Annotated in this window: 19 protein-coding genes; 7 read left to right on the top strand and 12 right to left on the bottom strand. The window is 74.3% G+C overall.

What is annotated here, in order from left to right:
- Positions 1–1,220 (bottom strand): hypothetical protein (locus ABD999_RS27915; protein ID WP_345482963.1); only part of this gene is annotated, 1,220 nt, incomplete at its 3' end.
- A 137-nt stretch (positions 1,221–1,357) separates the two neighbouring features.
- On the opposite strand from ABD999_RS27915, the gene ABD999_RS27910 reads away from it, so the two are divergent.
- From ABD999_RS27910 to ABD999_RS27900, 3 genes are all read left to right on the top strand, one after another.
- Positions 1,358–2,701 carry a S8/S53 family peptidase gene (locus ABD999_RS27910; protein WP_271280487.1) on the top strand — a complete coding sequence of 448 codons (1,344 nt, stop codon included), beginning with the start codon at positions 1,358–1,360 and terminating at the stop codon, positions 2,699–2,701.
- 71 nt (positions 2,702–2,772) lie between these two features.
- The gene (locus tag ABD999_RS27905; RefSeq protein WP_219545710.1) at positions 2,773–3,381 is read left to right on the top strand and encodes an RNA polymerase sigma factor; all 609 of its coding nucleotides are present in this window, start codon (positions 2,773–2,775) and stop codon (positions 3,379–3,381) included.
- A complete protein-coding gene (locus ABD999_RS27900) occupies positions 3,378–3,824 on the top strand; it encodes a hypothetical protein (protein ID WP_187281145.1) in 447 nt (148 codons plus the stop codon). The genes ABD999_RS27905 and ABD999_RS27900 overlap by 4 nt, the downstream gene beginning before the upstream one ends.
- A gap of 230 nt (positions 3,825–4,054) precedes the next feature.
- Here the strand turns inward: ABD999_RS27900 and ABD999_RS27895 are convergent, their stop codons facing one another.
- The 3 genes from ABD999_RS27895 to ABD999_RS27885 form a co-directional block, all read right to left on the bottom strand.
- Positions 4,055–6,874 carry an AAA family ATPase gene (locus ABD999_RS27895; protein WP_345482962.1) on the bottom strand — a complete coding sequence of 940 codons (2,820 nt, stop codon included), beginning with the start codon at positions 6,872–6,874 and terminating at the stop codon, positions 4,055–4,057.
- Between the two features lie 328 nt (positions 6,875–7,202).
- Complete coding sequence (locus ABD999_RS27890; protein ID WP_271278168.1) at positions 7,203–10,343, bottom strand: DUF7824 domain-containing protein; 3,141 nt, start codon at positions 10,341–10,343, stop codon at positions 7,203–7,205.
- 201 nt (positions 10,344–10,544) lie between these two features.
- Complete coding sequence (locus ABD999_RS27885; protein ID WP_271278167.1) at positions 10,545–11,654, bottom strand: M24 family metallopeptidase; 1,110 nt, start codon at positions 11,652–11,654, stop codon at positions 10,545–10,547.
- Positions 11,655–11,784: 130 nt separating this feature from the next.
- Here ABD999_RS27885 and ABD999_RS27880 point away from each other — a divergent pair, with 130 nt between their 5' ends.
- The 3 genes from ABD999_RS27880 to ABD999_RS27870 all read left to right on the top strand — a co-directional run bounded on the left by ABD999_RS27880 (position 11,785) and on the right by ABD999_RS27870 (position 15,339).
- Positions 11,785–12,957 (top strand): PP2C family protein-serine/threonine phosphatase, encoded by a 1,173-nt coding sequence (locus ABD999_RS27880; RefSeq protein WP_271278166.1) that lies wholly within the window; start codon positions 11,785–11,787, stop codon positions 12,955–12,957.
- Positions 12,957–13,850 (top strand): 5'-3' exonuclease, encoded by an 894-nt coding sequence (locus ABD999_RS27875; protein WP_271278171.1) that lies wholly within the window; start codon positions 12,957–12,959, stop codon positions 13,848–13,850. Before ABD999_RS27880 ends, ABD999_RS27875 begins: the two co-directional genes overlap by 1 nt.
- A gap of 64 nt (positions 13,851–13,914) precedes the next feature.
- Complete coding sequence (locus ABD999_RS27870) at positions 13,915–15,339, top strand: RNB domain-containing ribonuclease (RefSeq protein ID WP_219545715.1); 1,425 nt, start codon at positions 13,915–13,917, stop codon at positions 15,337–15,339.
- 60 nt (positions 15,340–15,399) lie between these two features.
- Here the strand turns inward: ABD999_RS27870 and ABD999_RS27865 are convergent, their stop codons facing one another.
- The 7 genes from ABD999_RS27865 to ABD999_RS27835 form a co-directional block, all read right to left on the bottom strand.
- Positions 15,400–18,135, bottom strand: coding sequence for a DEAD/DEAH box helicase (locus ABD999_RS27865; RefSeq protein WP_271278165.1), 2,736 nt, complete (start codon positions 18,133–18,135; stop codon positions 15,400–15,402).
- A 75-nt stretch (positions 18,136–18,210) separates the two neighbouring features.
- Positions 18,211–19,098, bottom strand: a complete 888-nt coding sequence (locus tag ABD999_RS27860; protein WP_271278164.1) for a diacylglycerol/lipid kinase family protein — start codon at positions 19,096–19,098, stop codon at positions 18,211–18,213.
- A gap of 17 nt (positions 19,099–19,115) precedes the next feature.
- Positions 19,116–19,991, bottom strand: coding sequence for a twin-arginine translocase subunit TatC (gene tatC, locus ABD999_RS27855; RefSeq protein ID WP_246640117.1), 876 nt, complete (start codon positions 19,989–19,991; stop codon positions 19,116–19,118).
- Between the two features lie 30 nt (positions 19,992–20,021).
- Positions 20,022–20,342: a Sec-independent protein translocase subunit TatA gene (tatA, locus tag ABD999_RS27850; protein ID WP_148031433.1), complete on the bottom strand. Its 321-nt coding sequence runs from the start codon at positions 20,340–20,342 to the stop codon at positions 20,022–20,024.
- A gap of 67 nt (positions 20,343–20,409) precedes the next feature.
- On the bottom strand, positions 20,410–20,565 hold the full coding sequence (locus ABD999_RS27845; RefSeq protein WP_187281141.1) for a hypothetical protein: 156 nt from the start codon (positions 20,563–20,565) through the stop codon (positions 20,410–20,412).
- Positions 20,562–21,527 (bottom strand): helix-turn-helix transcriptional regulator, encoded by a 966-nt coding sequence (locus tag ABD999_RS27840; protein WP_148031432.1) that lies wholly within the window; start codon positions 21,525–21,527, stop codon positions 20,562–20,564. Before ABD999_RS27840 ends, ABD999_RS27845 begins: the two co-directional genes overlap by 4 nt.
- Positions 21,524–22,498, bottom strand: a complete 975-nt coding sequence (locus tag ABD999_RS27835) for a helix-turn-helix transcriptional regulator (RefSeq protein ID WP_148031431.1) — start codon at positions 22,496–22,498, stop codon at positions 21,524–21,526. The genes ABD999_RS27840 and ABD999_RS27835 overlap by 4 nt, the downstream gene beginning before the upstream one ends.
- 37 nt (positions 22,499–22,535) lie before the next feature.
- Between ABD999_RS27835 and ABD999_RS27830 the strand changes: the two genes are divergently transcribed.
- Positions 22,536–23,636: a DUF3866 family protein gene (locus ABD999_RS27830; RefSeq protein ID WP_271278163.1), complete on the top strand. Its 1,101-nt coding sequence runs from the start codon at positions 22,536–22,538 to the stop codon at positions 23,634–23,636.
- Here the strand turns inward: ABD999_RS27830 and ABD999_RS27825 are convergent.
- Positions 23,582–24,061, bottom strand: a complete 480-nt coding sequence (locus ABD999_RS27825) for a DUF3291 domain-containing protein (protein ID WP_219545718.1) — start codon at positions 24,059–24,061, stop codon at positions 23,582–23,584. The genes ABD999_RS27830 and ABD999_RS27825 overlap by 55 nt on opposite strands.
- Positions 24,062–24,072 lie beyond the last annotated feature (11 nt).

Here is a 24,072-nt window from a genome sequence, read left to right as displayed (position 1 = left end):
GCCTCGGCCAGCAGCGCCTTGGCCAGCCACCCGCCGGCCCGCGCGGTGGCGGACCCGCCGTGCCTGGCCCGCGCCGCGGCGGTCAGGTGGCGGTCGGCCTCGGCGGCCCGGCCGAGCTTCAGCGCGATCCGGCCGGCCAGCAGGTGAGCCTGCCACGCGTCGGGAGAGCCGAGCTCGCCGAGCCGTCCGGCGAGGCGGCGGGCGTCGGCGAGCAGCCGCGGCGTGGCCCCCTCCGCCAGCCCGGCCTGGACGAGGATGAGCCGGGCGTGCTCGGCCCACCAGGCGCGCCGCTGCCTCGCGAACAGCGCCCGGGCCTCGGCGGCGCGCTCGCGGGCGGTCGCCGGGTCGGCGGCCAGCAGCGCGGCCCTGGCGGCGAGCAGCAGCAGCTCGGCCCGCCGGGTGGCCTGGCCGCGCAGCCGGGCGATCAGCCGCAGCCCGGCGTCGGCCTGCTCCAGCGCCTCGCGGGCGAGGCCGGCGGCGAGCATGACCGCGCACCGGTCGGCGACCAGGTCGGGCATCGGGGTGCCGAGCCGCTGGAACCCCTGGTCGGCCTCGTCGAGCAGGGCCAGCGCGGTGGGCAGGTCGCCGGCCACGAAGGCGGCGACGCCCCGGTTCTGCACGGCGACGACCGAGTCGTGCTCCTGCCTGGTGGTGGCGAACATGCGCTGCGCGGTGCGGAAGTCGGCGTCGGCGGCCCGCACGCCGCCGAGCGCGAGCTGCACGTGGCCGCGCAGGCTGAGCGCGCGGGCGGCCCACACGGTGTCGCCGGCCCGGCGCAGCGCCGGCGCGGCCACCCCGAGGTCGTCGAGCGCGTCGCCGTGCCGGCCGAGGATCCAGCGGGCCCCGGCCCGCCGGAAGAGCACGCGGGCGCGGGTGGTGCCGGTGGCCCGGCCTGCGGCGGAGTCGAGCGCCGACAGCCCGGAACGGGTGCGGCCGTGGTGCACGAGCGCGATGCCGAGGGTGGCGAGCACGTCGGCCTCCCGGTCCGGCGAGCCGGATCTGCGCGCCAGCCGCACGGCCTGCCGCAGCTCGCCGATCGCGGCCTCGATGTCGCCGAACTCGCGGTGCAGGATGCCGATCGCCTGCCGCGCGATCGAGGAGTCGTACGGGCCGCGCCGCCCCGCGAGGATGGCCCTGGCGGCCTGGAGCGCCTCTTTGGGGCGCGCGAACACCATGGCGAGCACGTCGTGTGAATCGCCGGGTTCGCGGGGCCCAGACACGCATAGATGGTAGAGCCGCCCCAGGCCCGCGTCCACGTGGTGTATCAACCGTCGGCACGGGCGCTCATAAGTGTCGGGGCGGCCTGATGGACTGGCCTCCCGCCGGCGAAGGCGACACTCCCCGGGAGGAACCGACGATGACGACACCGGATCCGGGTGGCGACGCCCGCTTCTGGACTCAGCTGGAGATGGTGAACGCCGCCCTGCCCGACGGCCTGCGCGCGGTCGCCGGGCCGGAGGGCGCCACGCCCGGCTCCTCGGTCGCGCCCGGATACGCCGAGCTCGACGGGCACGTCCTGGTGCCCGCGCAGGACCTGGAGCGGGCGGGCAACATGGTCCAGGACCTGGTGCCGGGCGAGGCCGACCCGCGGGTGGTGTGGCCGCCCGAGCACGACGCGGGCCGGGTGTCGGTGCGCCGCCTGTACGTGGGCGACCGCAGCGCCCGGCTGGTCGCCGACACGCTCACCGCGCGCCGGATGCGGGCCACGCCGGTCCACCTGGTCTCGGTGGCGGGGGTCAACCTGTGCCCGGGCGACGAGCCCGTGCCGGCCTCCGGGCCGCTGCGGCCGCCGCCCGGCGCCCGCGACGCCGGCGCCGGGGTGCGGGTGACCGTGCTCGACACCGGGCTGGTGCCCGGCTACCTCGACCACCCGTGGCTGGCGGCGGGTTCCGGCGACCCCGCGATCCCGGCCGTCGACGGCGACGTCACCGACGAGGTCACCGGCGGCGTGATCGGCCCGTACACCGGGCACGGCACGTTCGTCGCGGGGGTGGTGCGCTGCACCGCGCCGGCCGCCGACGTGCGCGTCCACCGGACGTTCCCGTACGCGGGCGCGGTGCCGGAGGACGAGCTGGGGCTGGCCGTCCGCGACACGCTCGGCGCCCACGGCTGGCCCGACATCGTGTCGCTGTCGGCCGGCACCCGCACGCGCGACGCGGCGGCGCTGCTCGGCCTGGCCGACTTCATGGCCGAGCTGACGCTGCACCCGGAGACGGTGCTGGTGGCGGCGGCGGGCAACGACGGCGGCACCGACCCGTTCTGGCCCGCCGCCTACGCCGGGCAGCCGGTCAACGCCTCCGGCGACCTGGTGGTGTCGGTGGGCGCGCTGCGCGAGGACGGCCTCGGCAGGGCGTGTTTCAGCAACCACGGCGACTGGGTGACCGTGTACGCGCAGGGTGAGCGGCTGGTGAACGCGTTCGCCTCCGGCCAGTACACCTACGGCTACCCGCACTGCGCGTCCTGCCGCCACTCGGACACCCCTCTCTACTCCGGCTGCACCTGCGTGGGGGTGATGAAGGCGGGTGACACGGCCACGTTCACCGGGCTCGCGCAGTGGAGCGGCACGTCCTTCGCCACCCCGATCGTGGCCGGGCTGATCGCGGCCCGGATGTCCGAGGCCGGCATCTCGTCGCGGCAGGCCGCGCGCCAGCTCGTGGCGGGCCGGCTGTCCGTACCGGATCTCAGCGGTTACCTGCGGTGACGGGACGTTCTCCTGTCCTGGAGCGGCTCACGAAATATCATGAGCTTTCCGCCCCTGGACCGAAAAGGACGTTGGACGACACCGTGGAAGACACCGCGCTGGACGACACCGCAGCCCTCGTCAAAGCAGCCGCCGGCGGGGAGGCCGACGCCTGGAGGGAGCTCTACCAGCGCTTCAGCGGCCTGGTGTGGGCGGTTTCCCGCGCCTACCTGCCGGTTGCGGCCGACGCCCAGGACGTCGCGCAGACCACCTGGTTCCGGTTCGCCGAGAATCTCACCAGGATCCGCGACCCCGAACGGGCCGGAGCCTGGCTGGCCGCCACGGCCAGGAACGAGGCGCTGCGCGTGATCCGCACCAGCGGCCGGGCCATCCCGGTCAGCGACGTCGCGCTGATCGGGTTCGACGTGGACGAGCGCTCGCCCGAGCTGCTGCTGCTGGAAGCCGAGGAGGAGGTCGCGGAGGCCGAGCGCGCCCAGGAGGTCTGGGCGGCCTTCCAGGAGCTGTCGGAGCGCTGCCGGCTCCTGCTGCGCGTCCTCATAGCCTCGCCGAAGCCCACCTACCAGGAAGTCGCCACCGGCCTGGGCATCGCGGTGGGCAGCGTCGGTCCCATGCGGGGACGCTGCCTGAAGCGGCTCGGAACACTGGTGGAACGACGCGGAGTATCCGGGAGTTCCGAGTGAACGACATGGATGACGACCTCGCTCTGGAGAACGAGCTGCGCGTGATCGCGCGCCTGCTGGATCCGGTGCCGCCGCAGCTGATGGAGGACGCCATGCAGGCGTTCACGCTCCGGACGCTCGACGCCGAGCTGGCCCTGCTCGCCTTCGACTCGTGGGACGAGCAGGCCGCGACGCGGGTCCGCGGATCGGGCGCGCCCCGGCTGCTGACGTTCCGCACGGCGACGGTGGAGGTGGAGATGGAGGTGTCGGGGCCGCGCCTGATGGGGCGGCTGGTCCCGGCCGAGGAGACGGACATCCGCGTGCAGCGCCGCGACGGTGAGCAGCGGGTGCGTTCCGACGCGCTGGGCCGCTTCACCGCCGACGCCCTCGCACCCGGCCCGCTCCGGCTCCGGGTGGTCCCGCGCGGGGGCGGGCCCGTCGTCACCTCCTGGATCCGCGTCTGACGGGTCCATCGGGTGGCGGATTCCCCATGCGGTTGGGAATGACCGGGTGCGCGCTGTGTGCGCGCACCCGGTCGTGCGTGGCGGGCGTTCCCGGCGATGCCGCCAGGACCCTTGGATGAGCATCGCCGTTCCCGCCGCCACGCGGCTTCGTGGCCGGCCGCGCCGGTCCCCTCCTCCCGGCGCGGCCGTCACCGTGCGGGAGCCGGGCAGGCTCCCGCCTCAGGACCCGGCTAGGGGTTCTCCCCGTAGGCGGCCAACCGGGCGGCCAGCGCCACCCTGGAGCCGATGCCGAGCTTGGTGTAGATCTTCCCGATGTGGTATTCGACGGTCTTGACGCTGATGAGCAGCTCGCGGGCGATCTGCCGGTTGGTCAACCCGTCGGCCACCAGCGTCGCGGTGCTGAACTCCTGCGGCGTCAGCCCCAGCCGCGCCGTCACCGCCGGCTCCAGCCCGCACGCCTCCAGTTCCTGCGCGCACCGCGCGACCATGGGTCTGGCCCCCAGCCCCGCGAAGTCCGCCCGCGCGGCCTGCAACCGCTCGGCCGCCAGCCTCCTCCTTCCGGTACGGCGCAGCAGCCGGCCCAGGTCGAGCAGCACACGTGCCTCCTCCATGCGGCATCCGGCGTCGCCCGCGAGTTCGAGCGCGGCGGTGAAGCGTTCCTCGGCGGCGGCTGGAACGTTCCGCGCGGCGAACAGCAGACCTTCGAGCCTGGCCCGCTGGGCCCGCGCGCGGGGCCCGTCACCGGCGTCGGCCAGGCCGTCGAGCACGACCTGCGCCTCCTGCAGCGCGCCCTCCGCCACGAACGTCTCCACGAGCTGCGGCCGCGGGTCGGGCACGAACGCGTCCCCGGCGGTGGGCGGCGCCGCCCCGGCCCCGAGCACGGCCATGGCCAGATCAGCCTGCGTCTCGCCGAGCACGCTGCGCTGGCGCCCGGCCTCCTCCCGCGCCGCCGTGACGTGCGCCAGCGCCCGGTCGTGCTCGCCCCTGGCGGCCAGCGGCGCCACGCACGCCACCTCCAGGCACGGCAGCAGCCACCGCTGCCCCAGCCCTGCGGCCTCGGCCACGGCCCGCTCGGCCCGCTCGACCGCGTCGTCCCAGCGACCGTCGCGGTACTCGGCCACGGCCAGCAGGGCGAGCGCGAGCAGCCGGTGGCAGGGCAGCCCGGCCTCGGCCAGCTCGCCCGCCGCCCGGTCGAGCACCTCGCGGGCCGGGCCGACCTCGTCCTCGCGCAGCAGCCGCACCGCCTCGGCCAGGCTCCCCGGAGGCGCCTGCGGGCACGGGTCCCCGGCCAGGGCCAGCACGTCGTACGGTCGCGCGGCGGGGCTCTGGATCGGCTGGTCCAGCGCCAGCCTCGCCCACCGGGCCGCCTCCGGCCGGTCGTCGCCGAGCAGGCGCAGCCACGCGAGCCGCTCGGCGACGTCGGCCGCGTACGACGTCTCCCGGTGCGACCACGCCTCCTCCAGCAGCCTCCCGGCGTCCTCCAGGCGGCCCTCGGCCAGGGCGAGCCTGCCGAGCACGTAGCGGCGCACGGGGCGCGGGTCGGCGTTCGGCGACGCGGCCAGCTGGGCGGCGCGGACGACGTCGCCGCCGACCAGCACGTGCTCCAGGGCCGCGGTGCGCAGCTCGTCGCGCCTTCCGGCGGAGTGGGTGAGCCCGGCGGCCAGTTCCAGGTGGGTGGCGGCCTCGTGCCACAGCCCGTGCTGCGCCTCCTTGGCCGCGTACCAGGCCAGTTCCTCGGCCAGCCCTTCGTCGGGGCCGGACGCGGCGGCGGCCCGGTGGCGCAGCTCGGCGCCGGTGTCGCCGGCGATCCGGGCGGCGGCCAGATGGAGCCGCGCCCGCGTCCCGGCTCCGAGAGCGTCGTAGGCGGCGGCCCTCCCCAGCGGTTCCCGGAACCGGATCGCCCGCCCGGCCTCCTCGACCAGGACCCCGGCCTCCACCGCGTTCTCCAGCGCGTCCAGCTCCGGTGTCCGGGCGCCGGTCGCTCCCTCCGTACGCGCTCCGGTCTCCGGGGAGTGGTCGGCTCCAGCCCTCGCCGCTGTGCCGGCCATCGCCCTGGCCACCGTGGCGGCCTCGTACAGGGTGCAGCCGTCCCCCAGCACCGCGCACGCCGCGATGAGCGCCCGCGCCCTCGGCCCGCAGGATCGCAGCCGCCGCGTGAACGTGGCCGCGTACGTGACGGGGGCGGGCAGCCGCACTCCTGGGTCGGCGAGCACCGACGCCGGGAAGGCGGCGAGCATCGCGCGGGCGTGCAGCGGGTTGCCCAGGGTGTGCGCGTGCAGCCGCGCCGCCGCCCGCGGGGGCAGCGTCTCCCTGGCGGACGCCTGGCCCGTGCTCGCCCCTGTGGCGCCGGGTCCCCTGCTCAGCACCATGAGCGCCGGCCCGGCGCGCCCGCTCTCCTCCCCGGGCGGCGGCTCCCCGTTCTTCTCTCCCCCCGGGAGCCGCCGCCTCGTACCGGCCGCCTTTCCAGGACTCCCCATGTCCTTCGGCGGCCGTCCCCCGGTCGCGCCCTCAGGCGCCCGTTCGGGCAGCCTGGCCAGTTCCGCGACCGAGAGTCCCTGGAGGGAGATCCGGCAGGCGCCGTCGCCGGTCAGCAGCCGCCGCAGACCCACCGGCAGCCACGGATCGTCGGCGTCGCGGCAGGCGACCAGCACCAGCACCCGCTCGCCGCCGAGCCTCCGCACGGTGTAGCAGAGCGCGCGCAGCGACGGCCGGTCGGCCCACTGCGCGTCGTCCACCAGCACGACCACGGGCCTGTCGGCCTGCGAGCGGCGGATCGCCTCACACATGGCCTGGCCGACGGTCCACGGATCGTCCCCCGCCACGTCGGGCAGCAGCTGGCGGACGATCCCGTACCGCAGGTGCCGTTCACCGGCGTCGCCGCAGGCGGCGAGCGTCCGGACCTTGGAAGCGTCGCCGAGCGCTTGCCGGATGAGAGCGGTCTTGCCGATGCCTTCCGGCCCTTCGACCACCGCCCTGCGGGCAGGCCCGGCGGCCGACAGGCGCAGCTCGGCTCGTAGCAGGTCGAGCTCGGCTTCTCTCCCCACGAACATCGCTTCCTCCCTCCCTCGCCTTTCCCAGAGGTGGTTGGAGCGGATTTGATACACCTTTGAATCACGTTGTGGCAGCGGTCACACTCGCGCGGGCAGCGGCTGCCGTTTGGGCGACGAGGCCGCCTGCCCGAGCTGCGCCGGCCGCTCGTCCTGGGCGTCATGGCCGTCGCCGCGTTCGTCGTCCACCGGCTGCCGCGCAGGCCGGCTGTGAACCACCGCCCTACCACGGCGGCACCGCGGACAACACCAGCACCGCCCCGGCCGGCGTGATCCCCGCCGCGTGGCTGCGGCTGCCCGCCCTGGCTTCGGCCACACGATCGCCCGGCCGTCAGCCGCTGACGAGTTCCAGGAGGCGGCGGGCTTCCTCGGTCATCCTGCTGCCTCCCCGGCGGGCGGCCACCTCGGCCAGCCGTTCGATCCCGGGCCGTCCCTGCACCGGGGCCAACGGTGGCAGGGGGCCTGCCGTCCGCGCGTACGCCGCGGTCTCGGCGGCGACCACCAGCAGGCCCGCCAGACCGGCGCGGGGCCGCTCGCCCGGCGCGGGCAGCAGCGCGGGCAGGGCCTCGGCGAGAACGCCCCACACCCCCGTGTACGCGCCGGCGGTCGTGGCCTGCTGCAGCGCCTCGGTCAGTGCGCCCAGCTTGACCGCGTCCGCGCCGAGGAGCTGGACGACGGTCCGGCCCACGGCGGCGGAGGGCAGCTCGCCCCGGATGGTCAGCGTGACGAGCGCGTCGACGGCGTGGCCGCGCCGCTCCGGCTGGCGGTGGCCGAGGCCGAAGGTGACGACGGCCGCCACCGCGTCGCCTGCGGGTCCGTCAGCGTGCGCGAGCGCCGCCACGATCGCCTGGACCCCGTCGCGGCGGCTGAAGCCCTGAGGGAGGAAGCGGGCCAGATGGGCGGCGACGACCTCCCGGTGCGACGGCATGATCGCGGGCCACGCCGCCATCGTGTGCGGGTACGACAGGTAGCGCGCCCCCTCGAACGGCGTCCACAGCTCGGCGATCGGCGGCGGGATCTCCCGCGGCGCCGCGATCCGGCCGTCCACCTCTACGGACGCGGAGCCGTACTGATTCGCCCTCGTCCGCACCTGGCACGTCACGTCGGGATCGGGCAGGCCGCCACGGCGCAGCCAGTGGGCCAGCGCCCGTCCGGGCGCGGACCCGAGCCGGTCGGCGCGCTCGGCGAGTGCGGGGTCGAGCCGCCGCGGCAGGCGCAGCAGGGCCTGGTGGAAGTCGGCTTCGAGCGGCTCGGCGCCGCCCGGCGACTCCATGCGCTCCAGCAGCGTCACCGGGTCGACGTGGCCGGTGGGCTCGGTGGGGGTGGCCAGCAGCACGGGCACGCTCCCGCCCGACTCGAACAGCTCGATCACCTCGTTCAGCCGCCGGGCCAGGAACCGCTGGAGCGGGTGCGGGTAGTTCCAGTGCACGTCCTGGGCGACCATGTCGTCGGGCACCTGGCTCTCGCCGGGCGCGACCACCGCCAGCGCGCACCGGGCCAGCAAGCGCTGCAGGTCCTGCTGGGGGCCGGTCAGCAGGTACGGCTGCCGCTCGGCCGCCGTCCGGCGCCACGGCCGCAGGGCCTCGGCCAGGGCGTCGCGGTCGCGGTGGACCAGCGTCACGAGCGCGGCGAGGATCCGTTCGGCCCGCTGCAGCTCCATCTGCCAGCTCATGGCGCCCAGCTCGTACGCGACCTCGCCGGGGGTCGTGATCGGAGGAGGCAGCGGCGCGAGCGCGCCGGGCACCGGCGCGGGCGGAACCGGCCCCATCTCCTCCCGCACCGGGATCGGCCCGATGACGGCGCCCAGCCGCTCCCGCCACCGCATGGGCAGCCCGCCCGCCGCCTCCCGCACCACCTCCACCGCCTCACCCACCTCGAACGCCTCACCCACCTCCAACGCACCGCCCCCGGCGACGTTCTCAATGTCTCCCACCTCCCCCGCGAGGTTTTCGGTGGCCCGTCCATCCCTCATGAGGTTCTCAGCGGCCCCGGCATCCCACATCAGGTTCTCGGTGGCTTGCGCCTTCCTGGCGAGGCCGTCTCCCGCTCGGCGCGTAAGGGTCCTGCCGTCTCCCGCTTCGCGCGCAAGGTTCTCGGTGGCTTGCGCCTTCCTGGCGAGGCCATCTCCCGCTCCGCGTGTAAGGGTCCCGCCGTCTCCTACCTCCCCCACGAGCGTCTCGAAGGGCCCCGCATCCCTCACGAGGTTCTTGGCGGCCCTCGCTTCCCTCGAAAGGATCTCGACGGCGCCCACCTCCCCCGTGAAGTTTTCGCCGTTTGTGACAACCGCCGGTTTCTGCGGCTGCTCGGTGGCCGGTGCGTACGCGCGACCTTTCGCGGCCTTCCGACGAGGAGCGGCGGGGGACCCCGGGGTGGAGGGGGTGAGGGCCTGGTGGGCGAGGGTGGTGGCGAGGCGGGCGGCACGGTCGCGGAGTGCGGGGGACTTCTCGGAGAACACGGTGGCGAGGGCGTGCAGGGCGGCGGGGGCCCGGGAGGGCGTGGTTCGGTCGGCGATCCAGGAGAGGGCCGCGGCGACGTTCTTCTTCTCCGGGCGGAAGGCCAGCGACCGCACGGCCTCGCCGAACAGCTCGTCGTCCAGCAGCCCGGCCGCGTCGGCCCGGCGCAGCTCCCCGGCCAGCAGCCCCGCCAGCGCCGGGGACGCCGACGGCAGCAGGCGGACGAAGTCGAGCACCGGGATCTCGGTGACGTCCACGGCCAGACAGCTCCAGAGCGTCACGAACGGCGCGACCTCCTCGGGCGCTCCCCCGGCCATGAACCGGCCGGCGCAGCCGTCGACCATCGTCTCCCGCTTGACCAGCCCGTCCGCGGCCATGCCCGCCAGGCGTGCCGCCGCGGAGACGCCGTGGTTGCGGGCCTCGCTCCAGTTGAGCGCGGCGGCCACCCCGGCCGCCTCGAACAGGCGGGGCGCCACGACGTCGAGCAGCGGCGGCACGTCCTGTGTCATCCAGACCGCCATGGCCAGCCGCCACGCCCAGCCCTCGGCGAAGGCGTCGTTGCCGGGTGGCTCGACGCCGGTGGCCTCGACCAGCGCGGCGGCCAGCTCCCAGTTGGGCACCCGTTCGTCGAACCCGCGCCGCCGCACCGGCCGCAGCCCTTCCACCAGGCGCACGGCGAGGTCGGCACGCCACTCGTCCGTACGGGGGGAGAGCAGGGACACGATGCGGGCGGCGTCGGTCCGCGGGTCGCGCACCTGGCGCAGGTCCTGACGGTCGAGCCAGTCGGCGACCTGCGCCGCCCCGCTCAGGCACGCGGCCCCGGCGGCGCGCAACCTGGGGGCCCGGTCCTGCAGCCACCAGCGGCCCTCCATGCCCTCGCGCCGCACCTCGGCCACGTACGAGGGCAGGTGCGCGGCGACGGCTCGCCTGCCGAGGTCGTTGAGCGAGTGCAGGAACGTCACCAGCTCGTCGAGCGTCCCGTCCTCGATCCGGTCGACGACCTCCCGCCACGGGTTCACCTGAGCACCTCCGCCTGGTCACGCCCGCGCAGGGGGCGTCCCAGGCGCACGGTGCGCCGGAACGGCGACGGGCATGGCACGGACGCTAGCGATCACCCCCGACATTCCGCCCCACGCCGCCCACCACCCGCCCGTACGCCACGACGGGCCGGTTCGCGCGCCCCGGCATCGCGACGTGGACGACACCGGGGCAGCACACGATCACACGACGACTAGCTCCCGGGTGGTGACGTTGAGACGGTCGGCGCCTGAGTCGGTGCAGACGACGATGTCCTCGATCCGCGCCCCGTGTGACCCCTGCAGGTAGATGCCGGGCTCGATGGAGAAGGCGAAGCCGGGCTCCAGCGGCTCGCCGTTGCCGGCGACGATGTACGGGTCCTCGTGGCCCTCGACGCCGATGCCGTGGCCGGTGCGGTGGATGAAGTGGTCGCCGTAGCCCGCCTCGGCGATGATGTCGCGGGCGGCCGCGTCGATCGACTCGCACGACACCCCGGGACGGACGGCCGCGCAGGCCGCGTCCTGGGCGCGGCGCAGCACCTCGTAGTAGGCGGCGAAGTCGGCCGGCGGCTCGCCGACGCAGTAGGTGCGGGTGGAGTCGGAGCAGTAGCCGCTGGGCATCTGGCCGCCGATGTCGACCACGACCGGCTCGCCGGCCTGGATGACCCGGTCGGACACGTCGTGGTGCGGGCTGGCCCCGTTGGGCCCGGAGGCGACGATGGTGAAGTCGACGGTGGCGTGGCCGGTGGCGAGGATGGCCTCGGCGATGTCGCGCGCCACCTCCCGCTCGGTGCGGCCGGCCCGCAGGAAGCCGGGCACCTGCCGGTGCACGGCGTCGATCGCCTCGCCGGCCTCGCGCAGCGCCGCCACCTCGGCGGGCGACTTGCGCATGCGCAGCTCGCGCAGCACGCTCCCGGCGAGCACCTGCTCGGTGTCGGGCAGCACGTCGCGGAAGCGCAGCGACGCCATCGCCCACATGCGGTCGGCGAGGCCGACCTTGCCGACCGGCCCGAGCCGGTCGGCGGCGATCCGGTAGGGATCGTCCGTCTCGTCCCAGGCCACGAACTCCAGGCCGAGCCGGGAGGCGGGCGACGCCTGCGCGGCCGGCAGCTCCAGCCTGGGCACCATCATGTACGGGTCGGCCGCGGCGGGCACCACCAGGCAGGTCAGCCGCTCCAGCGGCTTGGCGTCGTAGCCACTGACGTAGCGCAGGTCGGGGCCCGGCGTGAGCAGCAGGGCGTCGACACCGGCCTTGGCGGTGGCCTCCCGCACGGCGGCCAGGCGGGACACGGGATACAAGTCTGAGGACGTCACAGGCTTAATGTACTCGCCTAAAATCCGCGAAAAGCTCTCACCACACCCCATTCCCCAGACACACAGCGCACGTGCATCATCACGTACTGTGATGTCAAATGTCCCGTTCCCACACCGGCCGGAGGTCCCGATGAGCATGCTCGACGGCGACATCGAGCTGCTCGCCGCCCGCCTGGCGCACGCCCAGCGGCTGGGCAACATGGGCTGGGCGGAGTGGAATCTGCGCACCGGCGGCATCGTGTGGTCCGAGCAGGTGTACGCGATCTTCGGCAGGGACCCGGTGCAGGGCCCGCTGCCTCTGGCGAACCTGGCCGCCTACGTCGAGCCCGCCGACCTGGCCGCGCTGGACGAACTGCTGTGGACGGTGACGCAGGGCGTGGAGCCGGTCCAGGCCGAGTTCCGCGTCCGCCGTGCCGACGGTGACGTGCGCAATCTGCGCATGGTCCTGGAGCCGCTGATGGCGCCCGGCGGGCCGACCGGCGTGCACGGGGTGATCCAGGACATCACGGGCCGCCGCCGCGCGGAACGCATCATGTCGGAGTCGCGCCGCCAGCTTCTGGAGGCGCGGGTGCAGGCCGCCGAGGAGCGGCACGTGATGCTGGCGCTGCGCGAGGCGATCCTGCCGGAGCCGGTCGGCTGCCTGGACCTGCCGCACACCAGGATCGCGGTACGGTACGTGCCCGCGGAGAAGACGGCGAGCCTGGGCGGCGACTGGTTCGAGGCGGCGGCCCTGCCCGACGGGCGGGCGCTGCTGGCCATCGGCGACGTGTCCGGCCACGGCCTGCCGGCGATCGCGCACATGGCCCAGCTCCGCCACGCCCTGGTCGGGCTGACGATGACGGGCGAGCCGCCGAACCAGCTGCTGACCTGGCTGAACGACCTGGTGCTCCACCGCCTGGCCGACACCACCGCGACGGCGATCATCGGCCATCTGGACGCGGCCACCCGGGTGTTCACCTGGGGGCAGGCGGGCAACCTGGCGCCGGTGCTGGTGCGCGACGGCGTGGCCAGCAGGCTCGCCCCGCCGCGCGGCATCCTGCTGGGCGCCACCGGCGAGGTTCCCTACCAGCTCGCCACGACCCGGCTGCGGAGCGGCGACCTGGTCCTGATGTTCACCGACGGGCTGGTGGAGCGGCGCACCCGCGACATCGACGAGGGCCTGGACCTGGTGATGACGGCGGCGTGCAAGCTGCCGGGCCGCGACCTGGACGAAGGCCTGGACCGGCTGCTGGAGGACATCGGCGGCCCGAACCCGGAAGACGACGCGTGTCTGCTGGCGGTGGGCATACTGGGCACGTGCTGATGCTTCTGGACACTCCCTCGCTCTACTTCCGCGCCTTCTACGGCATCCCTGAGACGATCACCGCGCCCGACGGCATGCCGGTGAACGCGGTGCGGGGGCTGATCGACATGATGGCCACGCTGGTGCGCGGCCACTCCCCCACCGGGCTGGCGGCCACCATGGACGCCGACTGGCGGCCCGCCTTCCGGGTGGCGGCGCTGCCCTCGTACAAGGCCCACAGGGTCGCCCACGGCGACGTCGAGGAGGTGCCGGAGGCGCTGGTGCCGCAGATCGCGGTGATCGAGCAGGTGCTGGACGCGCTCGGCATCCCCCGGCCGCAGTCGCCGGGCTACGAGGCCGACGACGTCATCGGCACGCTCACGTACCGGGCGCCCGGCGCGGTGGACATCGTGACCGGCGACCGCGACCTGTTCCAGCTCGTCGACGACGCCCGCCCGGTGCGGGTCCTCTACACCGCGCGCGGGGTGCGCAACCTGCAGCTGGTGGACGAGGCGTGGGTGAGCGCCAAGTACGGCATCCCGGGCCGCGGCTACGCCGACTTCGCGACGCTCCGCGGCGACCCGAGCGACGGCCTGCCGGGGGTCCCGGGCGTGGGCGAGAAGACCGCGGCGGCGCTGGTCACCCGGTTCGGCTCGCTGGCGGCGATGCTGGAGGCGCTCGACGGGGACGGCGCCGAGGGGTTCCCCGCGGGCGCACGCAACAAGCTGGCCGCCGCGCGCGACTATCTGGAGGCCGCGCCGGTCGTGGTCAAGGTCGCGCACGACGCGCCGCTGCCCGACGCCGACCTGACGCTGCCGGCCAAGCCGCGCGACCCGGAGGCGCTGGTGGCGCTGGCCGACCGTTACGGGCTCGACAGGCCGCTCAACAGGTTGCTGGACGTGCTGAACCGTTAGAGTGCGCAGGAATCCGACATATGGGTTTAATGCCGCGAGTCGCCCGGCCCGATAGGTTGACCCCGTGTCGAAGACGACCAGCATCCGGGTCCCGGCCGGGGTCCCCGCCCGCCTCGAAGACGGGTTCGGCCGGATCCGGCGCGAGCTGAAGCTGCCGGACGCCTTCCCGGCCAGAGTGGCCGAGGAGGCCGCCTGGGTGGCCCGGGTGCCCAGACCGGGCGGCGAGGACCTGACCGGGCTGCCGTTCGTCACCGTCGACCCGCCCGGCTCGATGGACCTGGACCAGGCGTTCCACCTGGAGCGGCTGCGCGGCGGCTACCGGGTCTGGTACGCGATCGCCGACGTGGGCGCGTTCGTCCGCCCCGGCGGCGTGATCGACGCCGAGGCCCGGGCCAGGGGCGCGACCGTCTACCTGCCCGGCGGCAATGTGCCGCTGCACCCGCCGGTGCTGTCGGAGGGCGCGGCCAGCCTGCTGCCGGGCGCTGAGCGGCCCGCCGTGGTCTGGCGGATCGACCTCGACGGCGACGGCCGCACGGTCGGCGTGGACGTGCTGCGGGCGCTGGTGCGCAGCCGCGAGCGGCTCGACTACGAGTACGTGCAGGCGGCGGTCGAGACCGGCACCGCCGACGGCACGATCGGCCTGCTGGCCGAGATCGGCGGGCTGCGGCTGGCGCTGGAGCGCGACCGCGGCGGGGTGACGCTGCCGACGCCGGAGCAGCAGCTCGTGCCGTCCGACGGCGGCTACCGGCTGGAGTACCGGCTGCCGCTGCCCGCCGAGGCGTGGAACGCCCAGCTGTCGCTGCTGGCGGGGACGGCGGCGGCGCAGCTGATGCTGGAGGCGGAGATCGGCGTCCTCCGGGTGCTGCCCGCGCCCCGCCCGGCCGACCTGGACCGGGTGCGCCGGGTGGCGCTGGCCCTGGAGGTGCCGTGGCCCGAGGGCGCCGCCTACGGGGCGGTGGTGCACGGCCTGGACGCCAAGCTGCCCCGGCACGCGGCGTTCCTGCACGAGGCGCGGGTGCTGCTGCGCGGCGCCGGGTACGCGGCCTTCGACGGGACGCCGCCGAAACTGGCCGAGCACGCCGCGGTCGCGGCCCCGTACGCGCATGTGACGGCGCCGCTGCGGCGGCTGGTGGACCGCTACGCGAGCGAGGTGTGCCTGGCGATCGCCGCGGGCGAGCCGGTGCCGTCGGACGTGCGCCGGGCGCTGGCCGAGCTGCCGGAGCTGATGGCGGTCTCCGGCCGGCGGGCGGGCGCCGCCGAGCGGGCCTGCGTCGACCTGGTCGAGGCCTACCTGCTGCGCGACCTGATCGGGCAGGAGTTCACCGCGATGGTGGTGGACGTGCACGAGCGCGGCGGCGGGCTGGTGCAGCTGGCCGACCCGGCCGTGATCGCGCGCTGCGACGGCGACCTGCCGCTGGGCGAGCACGTGACCGTACGGCTCATCAGGGCCGAACCGGCCACCCGCGAGGTCCGCTTCGCCCTCCCCTGAGCAGGTCCCCGGGCACGGTCCTGAGCACGGTCGCGGGGACGCTCCGCTGCGCGCGGGCGGTCACACCAGCGACGAGTACGCCACCACGCCGCGCCGCATCCCGTCGACGGCCTTCGTCGCGGTCTGCCTGATCGCGCTGCCGGGCGGGGCCGCGCTGCTGATCTGGCCGAGCAGGTCCATCAGCTGCTTGATCCAGCGGACGAAGTCGCCGGCCGCCAGCTCGCTGCCGTTGACGCCGTCCATCAGCACCGCGTCGAGGCTGTGGCCCTTCGTCCACCGGAACGCCGCCCAGGCGAAGGCCAGGTCGGGCTCGCGGATGGTGGACAGGCCGTGGTCGGCCTCGATGCCCTCCAGCTCGCCCCACAGCCGGATCATGGCCGTCAGCGCGTCCTGCGCCCGCCCGGCGGGGATCTTAGGCCTGCGGGCGTCGTCGGACTGGCGCGACTCGAACACCAGCGCCGACACGCACGCCGCCAGCTCGGCCGGGTCGAGCTCCTCCCACAGGCCGCTGCGCAGGCACTCGGCGGTCAGCAGGTCGAGCTCGGTGTAGAGGCGGCCCAGGCGGCGGCCCTCGTCGGTGACGTGCTCGCCGTGGAGGTAGCCCAGCTGCTCCAGCACCGAGCAGATGCGGTCGAAGGTGCGCGAGATGACGTGGGAGCGGCCCTCCACCCTGCGGCGCAGCCCCTGCGTCTCGCGCAGCAGCTTGTGGTAGCGCTCGGCCCAGCGGGCGTGGTCCTCGCGCTCGTCGCAGCCGTGGCAGGGATGCTGCCTGATCTGCCGGCGCAGGTCGTTGATCTCCTCGTCCTCCACCGCGTGGTCGCGCGCCCTGGGCGGCTTGCCCAGGTCGCGGTCGCCGATCTTGGCCAGCAGGGCGGAGACCAGGTCGGCGCGTTCCTTCGGCGAGCGGCCGTTGAAGTTCTTCGGGATGCGGATCTTCTCCAGCGGCTCGACCGGCACCGGGAAGTCGGCCGGGTCGAGCTTCTTGACCTGCTTGCCGATGGTCAGCACCAGCGGCGTCGGCCCCGTCGCCGCCGACCTGTTGCGCGGGTTGCGGCCGGGGTCGAGCACGATCGCCAGCCCGGCCCGCCGGCCGCCGGGCACCCGGATGACGTCGCCGGGCTCCAGCGCCTCCAGCGAGCGCACCGCCGCCGCGCGCCGGGCCGCGCCGCGCTGGCGGGACATCTCTGCCTCCCGGTCGGACAGCCGCCTGCGCAGCGTCGCGTACGCGCCGAAGTCGCCCAGGTGGCAGGTCATCGCCTCCTGGTAGCCCTCCAGCGCCTCCTCCTGCTTGCGCAGCTGCTTGGCCAGCCCGACGACCGCCCGGTCGGCCTGGAACTGCGCGAACGACTCCTCCAGCAGCGCCCTGGCCCGCTCCCGCCCGAACTGGCCGACGAGGTTGACCGCCATGTTGTAGGAGGGCTGGAAGCTGGAACGCAGCGGGTAGGTGCGGGTGCCGGCCAGGCCGGCCACCGACAGCGGGTCCATGGCGGGCTGCCACAGCACCACCGCGTGGCCCTCGACGTCGATGCCTCGCCGGCCGGCCCGCCCGGTGAGCTGGGTGTATTCGCCGGGGGTGAGGTCGGCGTGGGTCTCGCCGTTCCACTTGTCGAGCTTCTCGATGACCACGCTGCGGGCCGGCATGTTGATGCCCAGGGCCAGCGTCTCGGTCGCGAACACCGCTTTGACCAGGCCGCGGGTGAACAGCTCCTCCACGACCTCCTTGAAGGCCGGCAGCATGCCCGCGTGGTGGGCCGCCAGCCCGCGCTCCAGGCAGTCGCGCCACTCCAGGTAGCCCAGCACGGCGAGGTCCTCGTCGGGCAGGTGGGCGGTGCGCTCGTCGACCAGCTGGCGGATCTCGTGGCGCTCCCGCTCGGTCGTCAGCCGGATCCCGGCGTACAGGCACTGCTGGACGGCCGCCTGGCAGCCCGCGCGGGAGAAGATGAACGTGATCGCGGGCAGCAGCCCCTCGGCGTCGAGCTTCTCGATCACCTGCGCCCGGTCGGGCGGCCTGGACCGCGACGGCCGGTTGTAGCCGCGCCCGCGGCGGCCGGCCATCAGCCGCTCGGCGTCGCGCGTGACCCGCATCAGCGTCGGGTTGATGCGGGGCACGTCGTCATCGGGCAGGAACAGGTCGTAGATGCGGTTGCCGACCATCATGTGCTGCCACAGCGGCACGGGGCGGTGCTCGTCGACGATGACCGTGGTGTCGCCGCGCACCTCGCCGAGCCACTCGCCGAACTCCTCGGCGTTGCTGACCGTGGCCGACAGCGCGACCAGCCGGACCGACTCCGGCAGGTGGATGATGACCTCTTCCCAGACCGCGCCGCGGAACCGGTCGGCGAGGTAGTGGACCTCGTCCATGACGGCGAAGCCGAGCCCGGCCAGCGTGGCCGAGCCGGCGTAGAGCATGTTGCGCAGCACCTCGGTCGTCATGACGACGATGGGCGCCTCGCCGTTGACGCTGTTGTCGCCGGTCAGCAGGCCGACCTTGGCGGTGCCGTACCGCTTGACCAGGTCGTTGTACTTCTGGTTGGACAGCGCTTTGATCGGGGTCGTGTAGAAGCACTTGCGGCCCTGCTCCAGGGCGAGGTGGACGGCGAACTCGCCGACGACCGTCTTGCCCGATCCGGTCGGGGCCGCCACCAGCACGCCGTCGCCCGCCTCCAGCGCCCGGCAGGCGTCGATCTGGAAGTCGTCGAGCTCGAACTCGTACAGGCCCCGGAACGACCGGAGAGCGGCCTCGTCACCGGAGTACTTCTGACGGAAGGCCGCGTAGCGTTCCGCTGGCGTTGTCATACCGGCAAGCCTATCGAAACCGCCATTCCGGTCGGTCCCAAGGTGATCGTCTCCGGGCCGGCCGCCTTTACAAAGTCAGGTCAGTACGGTCAGCGCTCCCGGCCGGATCTCGCAGGTCACCGGGCCCGGCCCGATCCGCTCCCCGTCGGCGTAGGCCACCACGCCGGGCGCCTCCAGCCGCACGCTCCTGGCGCGCCGCACGGTGACGGCCCGGTGGGTCACGTGGGTGCCCCGGTAGACGCTGGGGAACACGCGCAGGAACTCGGCCTTGCCCAGCGCCTCCACCATCATCACGTCCAGCAGCCCGTCGTCGGGCAGCGCGTCGGGGCACACCCGCATCCCGGCGCCGTAGGAGGAGGTGTTTCCCACGGCCACGAGCATGGCCTCCCGCTCGTACGGCTCGCCGTCGTCGAGCGTGACCCGGAACGGGATGGGCTCGAAGGAGCGCAGTTCCTGCGCGGTGGCCAGCAGGTAGCGGGCCATGCCGGGCGGCCAGGTGAGCCGGTTGGCGCGCTCGTTCACCCGCGAGTCGAACCCGCAGCACACCACCCCGGCGAACAGCTCCTCGCCGTCACCGGTGCCGATGCGGGCGGCGTCGACCGCCCGGGGCCGCATCCGCAGGACGGTCCCGGCCGCGGCGATCGGGTCCTTGTGCGCGAGGCCGAGCGCGGCCGCGATGTCGTTGCCGGTGCCGGTGGGGATGATGCCGAGGGGCACGTCGGTGCCGGCCACGGCCTGCACGGCCAGGTGGACCAGGCCGTCGCCGCCGAAGGCGACGAGCGCGTCGGGCCGCTCGGCGACCGCGAGGCAGGCCCGGTCGAGCGCGTCGGCGGCGTCGTCGCCGACGATCACGGACAGCTCGGCGCCGCCCGCGCGCAGTCTGCGGGCGACGGGTTCGAGCAGGCGCAGCGTCCGGCCGCCGCGTGCGGCAGGGTTGACGAGCAGGGCGAGATGGGGGGCCACGCCCCGGAACTTACCCCCTACCGCGCGGAACCGGAATCCTCTTCCAGCTTGCCGTCCGGATCGGAGCCGAGGTCGAGCGGCGAGATCTCGTCGTCGGACAGGTGGTCGAACTCGCCGGCGGGACGCCGCTTCTCCCGCAGGTACATGAACAGCTCGGCGCCCAGGAACAGCACGATCATCGGCGTGGCCAGCGCCATCATGGTGATCGGGTCACCGCCAGGGGTGACGATCGCGCCGAAGACGAACATCAGGAAGACGACCAGCCGCCGGTGCTTGGCCACCGTCGCGTGCTGCAGCACCCCGATGACGTTGAGGAACACCAGCAGCAGCGGCAGCTCGAACGACACCCCGAAGATCAACAGCATGATCAGGACGTAGTCGAGGTACTGGTCGATCGCGATGGTGGCGACCGTGCCGTCGAGGCTGAAGCCGAGCAGGAACCCCAGGGCGACGTCCATGATGAGGTAGGACAGCGCCGCGCCCGCCACGAACAGCGGGATGGCCAGCGCCATGAACCCCATCGTGAAGCGCTTCTCGGTGCGGTAGAGCGCGGGGGTGACGAACGCCCAGATCTGGTAGAGCCAGACCGGCGACGCCAGCACCAGGCCCACCATCAGCGAGATCTTCAGCGTGATGAAGAACGACGAGAAGATGCCGTTGTAGGTGAGGCTGCACTCGCCGGTGAGCTGGTGTGACTGGGTCGTGGAGCAGTAGGGGTCCTTGAGCACCTCCCACACCGGCCCCGACACGATCCAGCCGGCGATCACGCCCACCGTCACGGCGGCGATCGCGATCAGCAGCCGGTTGCGCAGCTCGCGGAGGTGGTCCATGAGCGGCATCCGGCCTTCGGCGTCACGCGGTGCCTTGGGCTCCGACCGTTTCAGCAGCGCCATCGATGAGTCCTCGGGACGAGGTGGACGAGGTCAGGAACGCTTCTCGGTCTGGGCCGCGGCACGCAGCCGCGCGGCCTGCTCCTCCAGCTGGCGCGCCTGCTCCTCGGCCGACAGCTCCACCACTGGCGTGGCCTGGAGCTGCGGCGGGGGCGCCGGCTGGGACTGGGGCTGTGGCTGGGGCTGGGCCTGCACCACGGTGGGCTTCTCGTCATCGGTCAGCCCGCTGGTCTCCGCCTTGAAGATGCGCAGGGACCGGCCGACGCCACGGGCGAGATCCGGCAGCTTCTTGGCTCCGAAGAGCAGGACCAAGGCCACCAGGATCAGAATGATCTCCGGAGCTCCCAGGCTCATGTGACCCCCTTCATGATGAGAGCGAGGTGCGGTTTCCCCCCGATCGTACGCTGCCGGAGCCTCTGCCTCATCCCCTGGCGTCCTCTTTGCGATCGAATTGATGGTGAACATGGACAATTGCCCTGTTCAGCTTGGACGCGGCGGCGCCGACCCGGACGGCCGCGACCGCCAGGACGGCCAGCCCGGCCACACCGAGCCCGATCGACACCAGGATCCACGTCATGGCCGGTGAGCGTACAGCCCCAGCGCCCGCTCGGCCTCCTCCCGCACCCGCTCGGCCGTCCCGGGCGGCGAGACGACCCGGCCGGTGTCACCGAGCCGCAGCGCCAGCTTGAGAATCCAGTCGTCGTCGCGGGCCCGCAGCGCGATCCGCAGCCGCCCCTCGCCCAGCTCGGCGACCTGCTCGCACGGGTAGTACTCGGCGACCCACCGCCCGGCGGCGGTCACCTCCAGCTCCACCAGCTCGTCGGTGGGCGACGGCCGGAACACCCCCTGGGCGACGTCGATCGGCTCGGCCTCGGCCGGCGGGTCGGCGGGCTCGTCGAGCACCTCGACGCCGAGCATCCGGTCGAGCCTGAACAGCCGCATCGCCTCGGCGCGGTAGCACCAGCACTCCAGGTAGGTGCGGCCGTCGGCGACGACGAGCCGCATCGGGTCGACCTCGCGGGGGGTGACCTCGTCGCGGCCCGGCACGTAGTAGCGCAGCGACAGCCGCCGTTTCCTGGTCAGCCCCTCGCGCACCCGGGGCAGCGCGTCGGGGGCGGCGTCCACGTCGACGGCGACCTGGCTGCTGACGGCGGCGGCGCCCTCGCCGGCGGCCCGCTCCAGCTTGGCGACGACCCGGGGCAGCGCGTCTCCCGGCAGCTCGGCCAGCTCAGGGGTGGCGGCGAGCATGCGCAGCGCCACCAGCAGCGCGCTGGCCTCGTCGATGCCGAGCCGCAGCGGCCTGGCGATGGTGTCGGCGTTGTCGATGAGGATCTCGCCGCCGTCCCAGGACACGTCGATGAGGTCGCCGGGGGTGTGGCCGGGCAGCCCGCACATCCACACCAGCTGCAGGTCGTCGATGAGCTGCTTCTCGGTCAGCCCGAACACCTCGGCCACCTCGCCGACCTGCGCGCCCGGATGGGACATCAGGTAGGGCACGAGGGCGAGCAGCCTCGGCAGCCGGTCGGCGGATCCGCTCACGCGAGCGCCCCCTTCAGTCGGCGGATGACGGCCTCGCGGGCGTCGGGCGGCCCGGCCACCTCGACGTCGGAGCCGAGGCTGGCCATCCATCCGGCCAGCCGTTCGGGGTCGGTGAAGGGCAGCTCGGCCTCGTCCCAGCCGTCGCCGCCCGGGGTGACGGCCCTGGCCAGCTGGCGCAGCCCCTCGCAGGCGCCGCGGCGGACGCGCACCACCGCGATCCGCTCCTGGGCGGGCTCGTCGGGGAAGGCCACCATGGCCCGCAGGTCGACGCCCTGCGGCACCTGGACGGCGCCGGCCTTGCCGGTGGTGGTCACCGGGCCGGTGATGCGGCTGAGCCGGAATGCGCGCGGCGCCTCGCGGCCCCGGTCGTAGCCGGCGAGGTACCACCGGCCGCGGCGGCTCACCACGCCCCACGGCTCGACGGTGCGGGTGTGCACGTTCTCGCTGCCGGCGCCGCGGTAGTCGAACCTGACCACCTTGCGGTCGCGCACCGCCTGCCACAGCGCGGGGAAGGCCGGGTCGCGGGTGTCGACGCGCAGCTCCAGCACCCCTCCCCCGATGCCGCCGCCGGGCCCGCCGCCGAGCGCGTCGTCGGTGTGGACGCCGCCCGCGCGCAGCTTCAGCAGCGCCCCCGAGGCCGCCTCGGCCAGGCTGGCCCGCTGCCACACCTGGGCGGCCAGGCCCAGCACGGCGGCCTCGTCGGGTTCGAGCGTGATCTCGGGCAGTTCGTACGACTGCCGCTCGATGCGGTAGCCGGGCTCGTCCTCCCAGGGATCGCGCACCACGTCGATGGGGATGCCGATCTCGCGCAGCTCGTTCTTGTCCCGCTCGAACATCCGCTGGAACGCCTCGTCGCTGTCGCGGTCGTAGCCGGGCACGGCGTGCCTGATCTGCTCGGCCGACAGCGGGCGCCGGGTGGCGAGCAGACAGATCACCAGATTCAGCAACCGCTCTGTCTTACGGCGCGACATCTGCTCACTCCTCCTTCAACGACGCTACCCTGCCCCCGTGATCAGATGGCGCAAGGGCGAGGTCGTACGGATCCGGCGCGAGTGGCCGGGAGCGATGGAACTGGATGTCGCCGTCCCCGGGGAGGACGGCCCGCCCGGCTCAGGGCCTGGCGCGCCGTGCCGGGCGCTGGCCTACCCGTCACTGGTGGGCCGCCCCGAACCCGGCGACGAGGTGCTGCTCAACACGACGGCACTCGCGATGGGTCTCGGTACGGGAGGTTACGCCATGGTGGTGGCCGTGCCGAACCGTTTGCCGGAAGATCCGCAGGGGCCCGGGCACCTGGTGAAGGCCCGCTACACGCCGTTGCAGGCCACGGTGCTGGGCGCGGACGAGCAGGACTCCCCGCACCACGAGGCGCTGCGCGAGGCGGACTCGGTCGACGGGATGCCGGTGGTGGTGGCCGACCTGCACTCGGCGCTGGCGCCGATCCTGTGCGGGCTGTACGCGGACGCGGGGTCGTCGGTACGGGTCGCGTACGTGATGCTCGACGGCGGGGCGCTGCCCGCGTGGTTCTCGATGTCGGCGGCGGCGCTGCGGGAGCGGGGCTGGCTGGCCGGGACGGTCACGGTGGGCCAGGCGTTCGGCGGCGACGTGGAGGCGGTCACCACCCACACGGGTCTGCTGGCGGCCCGCCACGTGCTGGGGGCGGACGTGGCGGTCGTCGCGCAGGGCCCGGGCAACCTGGGCTCGGGCACCCGCTGGGGGTTCTCCGGGGTGTCGGCCGGCGAGGCGGTCAACGCCGCGTCGGTGCTGCTCGGGCGGCCGGTCGCGGCGCTGCGGGTGAGCGACGGCGACCGGCGCGAGCGCCACTACGGGATCTCCCACCACTCGCTGACCGCCTACGGCCGGGTGGCGCTGGCCCGCGCCAGGGTGCCGGTGCCGATCCTGCCGGGCGCGTTCGGCGAGCGGGTGCGCGACCAGGCCGAGCTGCTGGCCGTCCGCCACGAGCTGGTGCCGGTCGAGGTGGACGGCCTGCGCGAGGCGCTGCGCGGCTCGCCGGTGCGGCTGTCGACGATGGGCCGGGGACTGGAGGAGGACCTGCCCTACTTCCTGGCCTCGGCCGCGGCGGGCAGGCTGGCGGCCTCGCTGCTGGTGTAGGAGTCCTTGAACGTGAACGCCTCGGGGCCGGGGCCCTCGGTCCTGAGGCGTTCCAGTCGTGCCATCGCCTCGGCGAGCGTCGGGATGACGCCCTCGGGGACCCACCACATGACCATGTACGGCTCCGCCACCCGGTGGAACCACTCCCGGCGGCGGCGCAGCACCTCCAGGTGGCCGCTGCGGTAGACGTAGTTCCACAGCGAGTCGAGGTCCTCCCACACCGAGAAGTTGACCAGCAGGTGGTCGCCGTAGTCGTGCACCACGGTCGCGGTGGGGTCCGCCTCGCTCTCCTTCAGCCGCCACACGAACCCGGGGGCCTCGTCGGCGAGCGCGTTGATCGGTTCGAGCAGGGCGACGAAGTCGGCGAGTTCGGCCGAGTCGACGGGCCCGCGCAGGTGCGCGATGTTGAGCTCCGCAAGATGCATGACGCTCAGCG

The organism is Nonomuraea ferruginea (assembly GCF_039540635.1).
Classification (GTDB): domain Bacteria; phylum Actinomycetota; class Actinomycetes; order Streptosporangiales; family Streptosporangiaceae; genus Nonomuraea; species Nonomuraea ferruginea.
This window is presented reverse-complemented; position numbering and strand designations above follow the sequence as displayed.

Bases quoted from the DNA above. Each gene is read 5' to 3' on its own strand.
- ABD999_RS27910 (WP_271280487.1), top strand. From the start codon at position 1,358: ATGACGACACCGGATCCGGGTGGCGACGCCCGCTTCTGGACTCAGCTG.
- ABD999_RS27895 (WP_345482962.1), bottom strand. From the start codon at position 6,874: ATGTTCGTGGGGAGAGAAGCCGAGCTCGACCTGCTACGAGCCGAGCTG.
- ABD999_RS27880 (WP_271278166.1), top strand. From the start codon at position 11,785: ATGAGCATGCTCGACGGCGACATCGAGCTGCTCGCCGCCCGCCTGGCG.
- ABD999_RS27875 (WP_271278171.1), top strand. From the start codon at position 12,957: ATGCTTCTGGACACTCCCTCGCTCTACTTCCGCGCCTTCTACGGCATC.
- ABD999_RS27865 (WP_271278165.1), bottom strand. From the start codon at position 18,135: ATGACAACGCCAGCGGAACGCTACGCGGCCTTCCGTCAGAAGTACTCC.
- tatC (WP_246640117.1), bottom strand. From the start codon at position 19,991: ATGGCGCTGCTGAAACGGTCGGAGCCCAAGGCACCGCGTGACGCCGAA.
- tatA (WP_148031433.1), bottom strand. From the start codon at position 20,342: ATGAGCCTGGGAGCTCCGGAGATCATTCTGATCCTGGTGGCCTTGGTC.
- ABD999_RS27845 (WP_187281141.1), bottom strand. From the start codon at position 20,565: ATGACGTGGATCCTGGTGTCGATCGGGCTCGGTGTGGCCGGGCTGGCC.
- ABD999_RS27835 (WP_148031431.1), bottom strand. From the start codon at position 22,498: ATGTCGCGCCGTAAGACAGAGCGGTTGCTGAATCTGGTGATCTGTCTG.
- ABD999_RS27825 (WP_219545718.1), bottom strand. From the start codon at position 24,061: ATGCATCTTGCGGAGCTCAACATCGCGCACCTGCGCGGGCCCGTCGAC.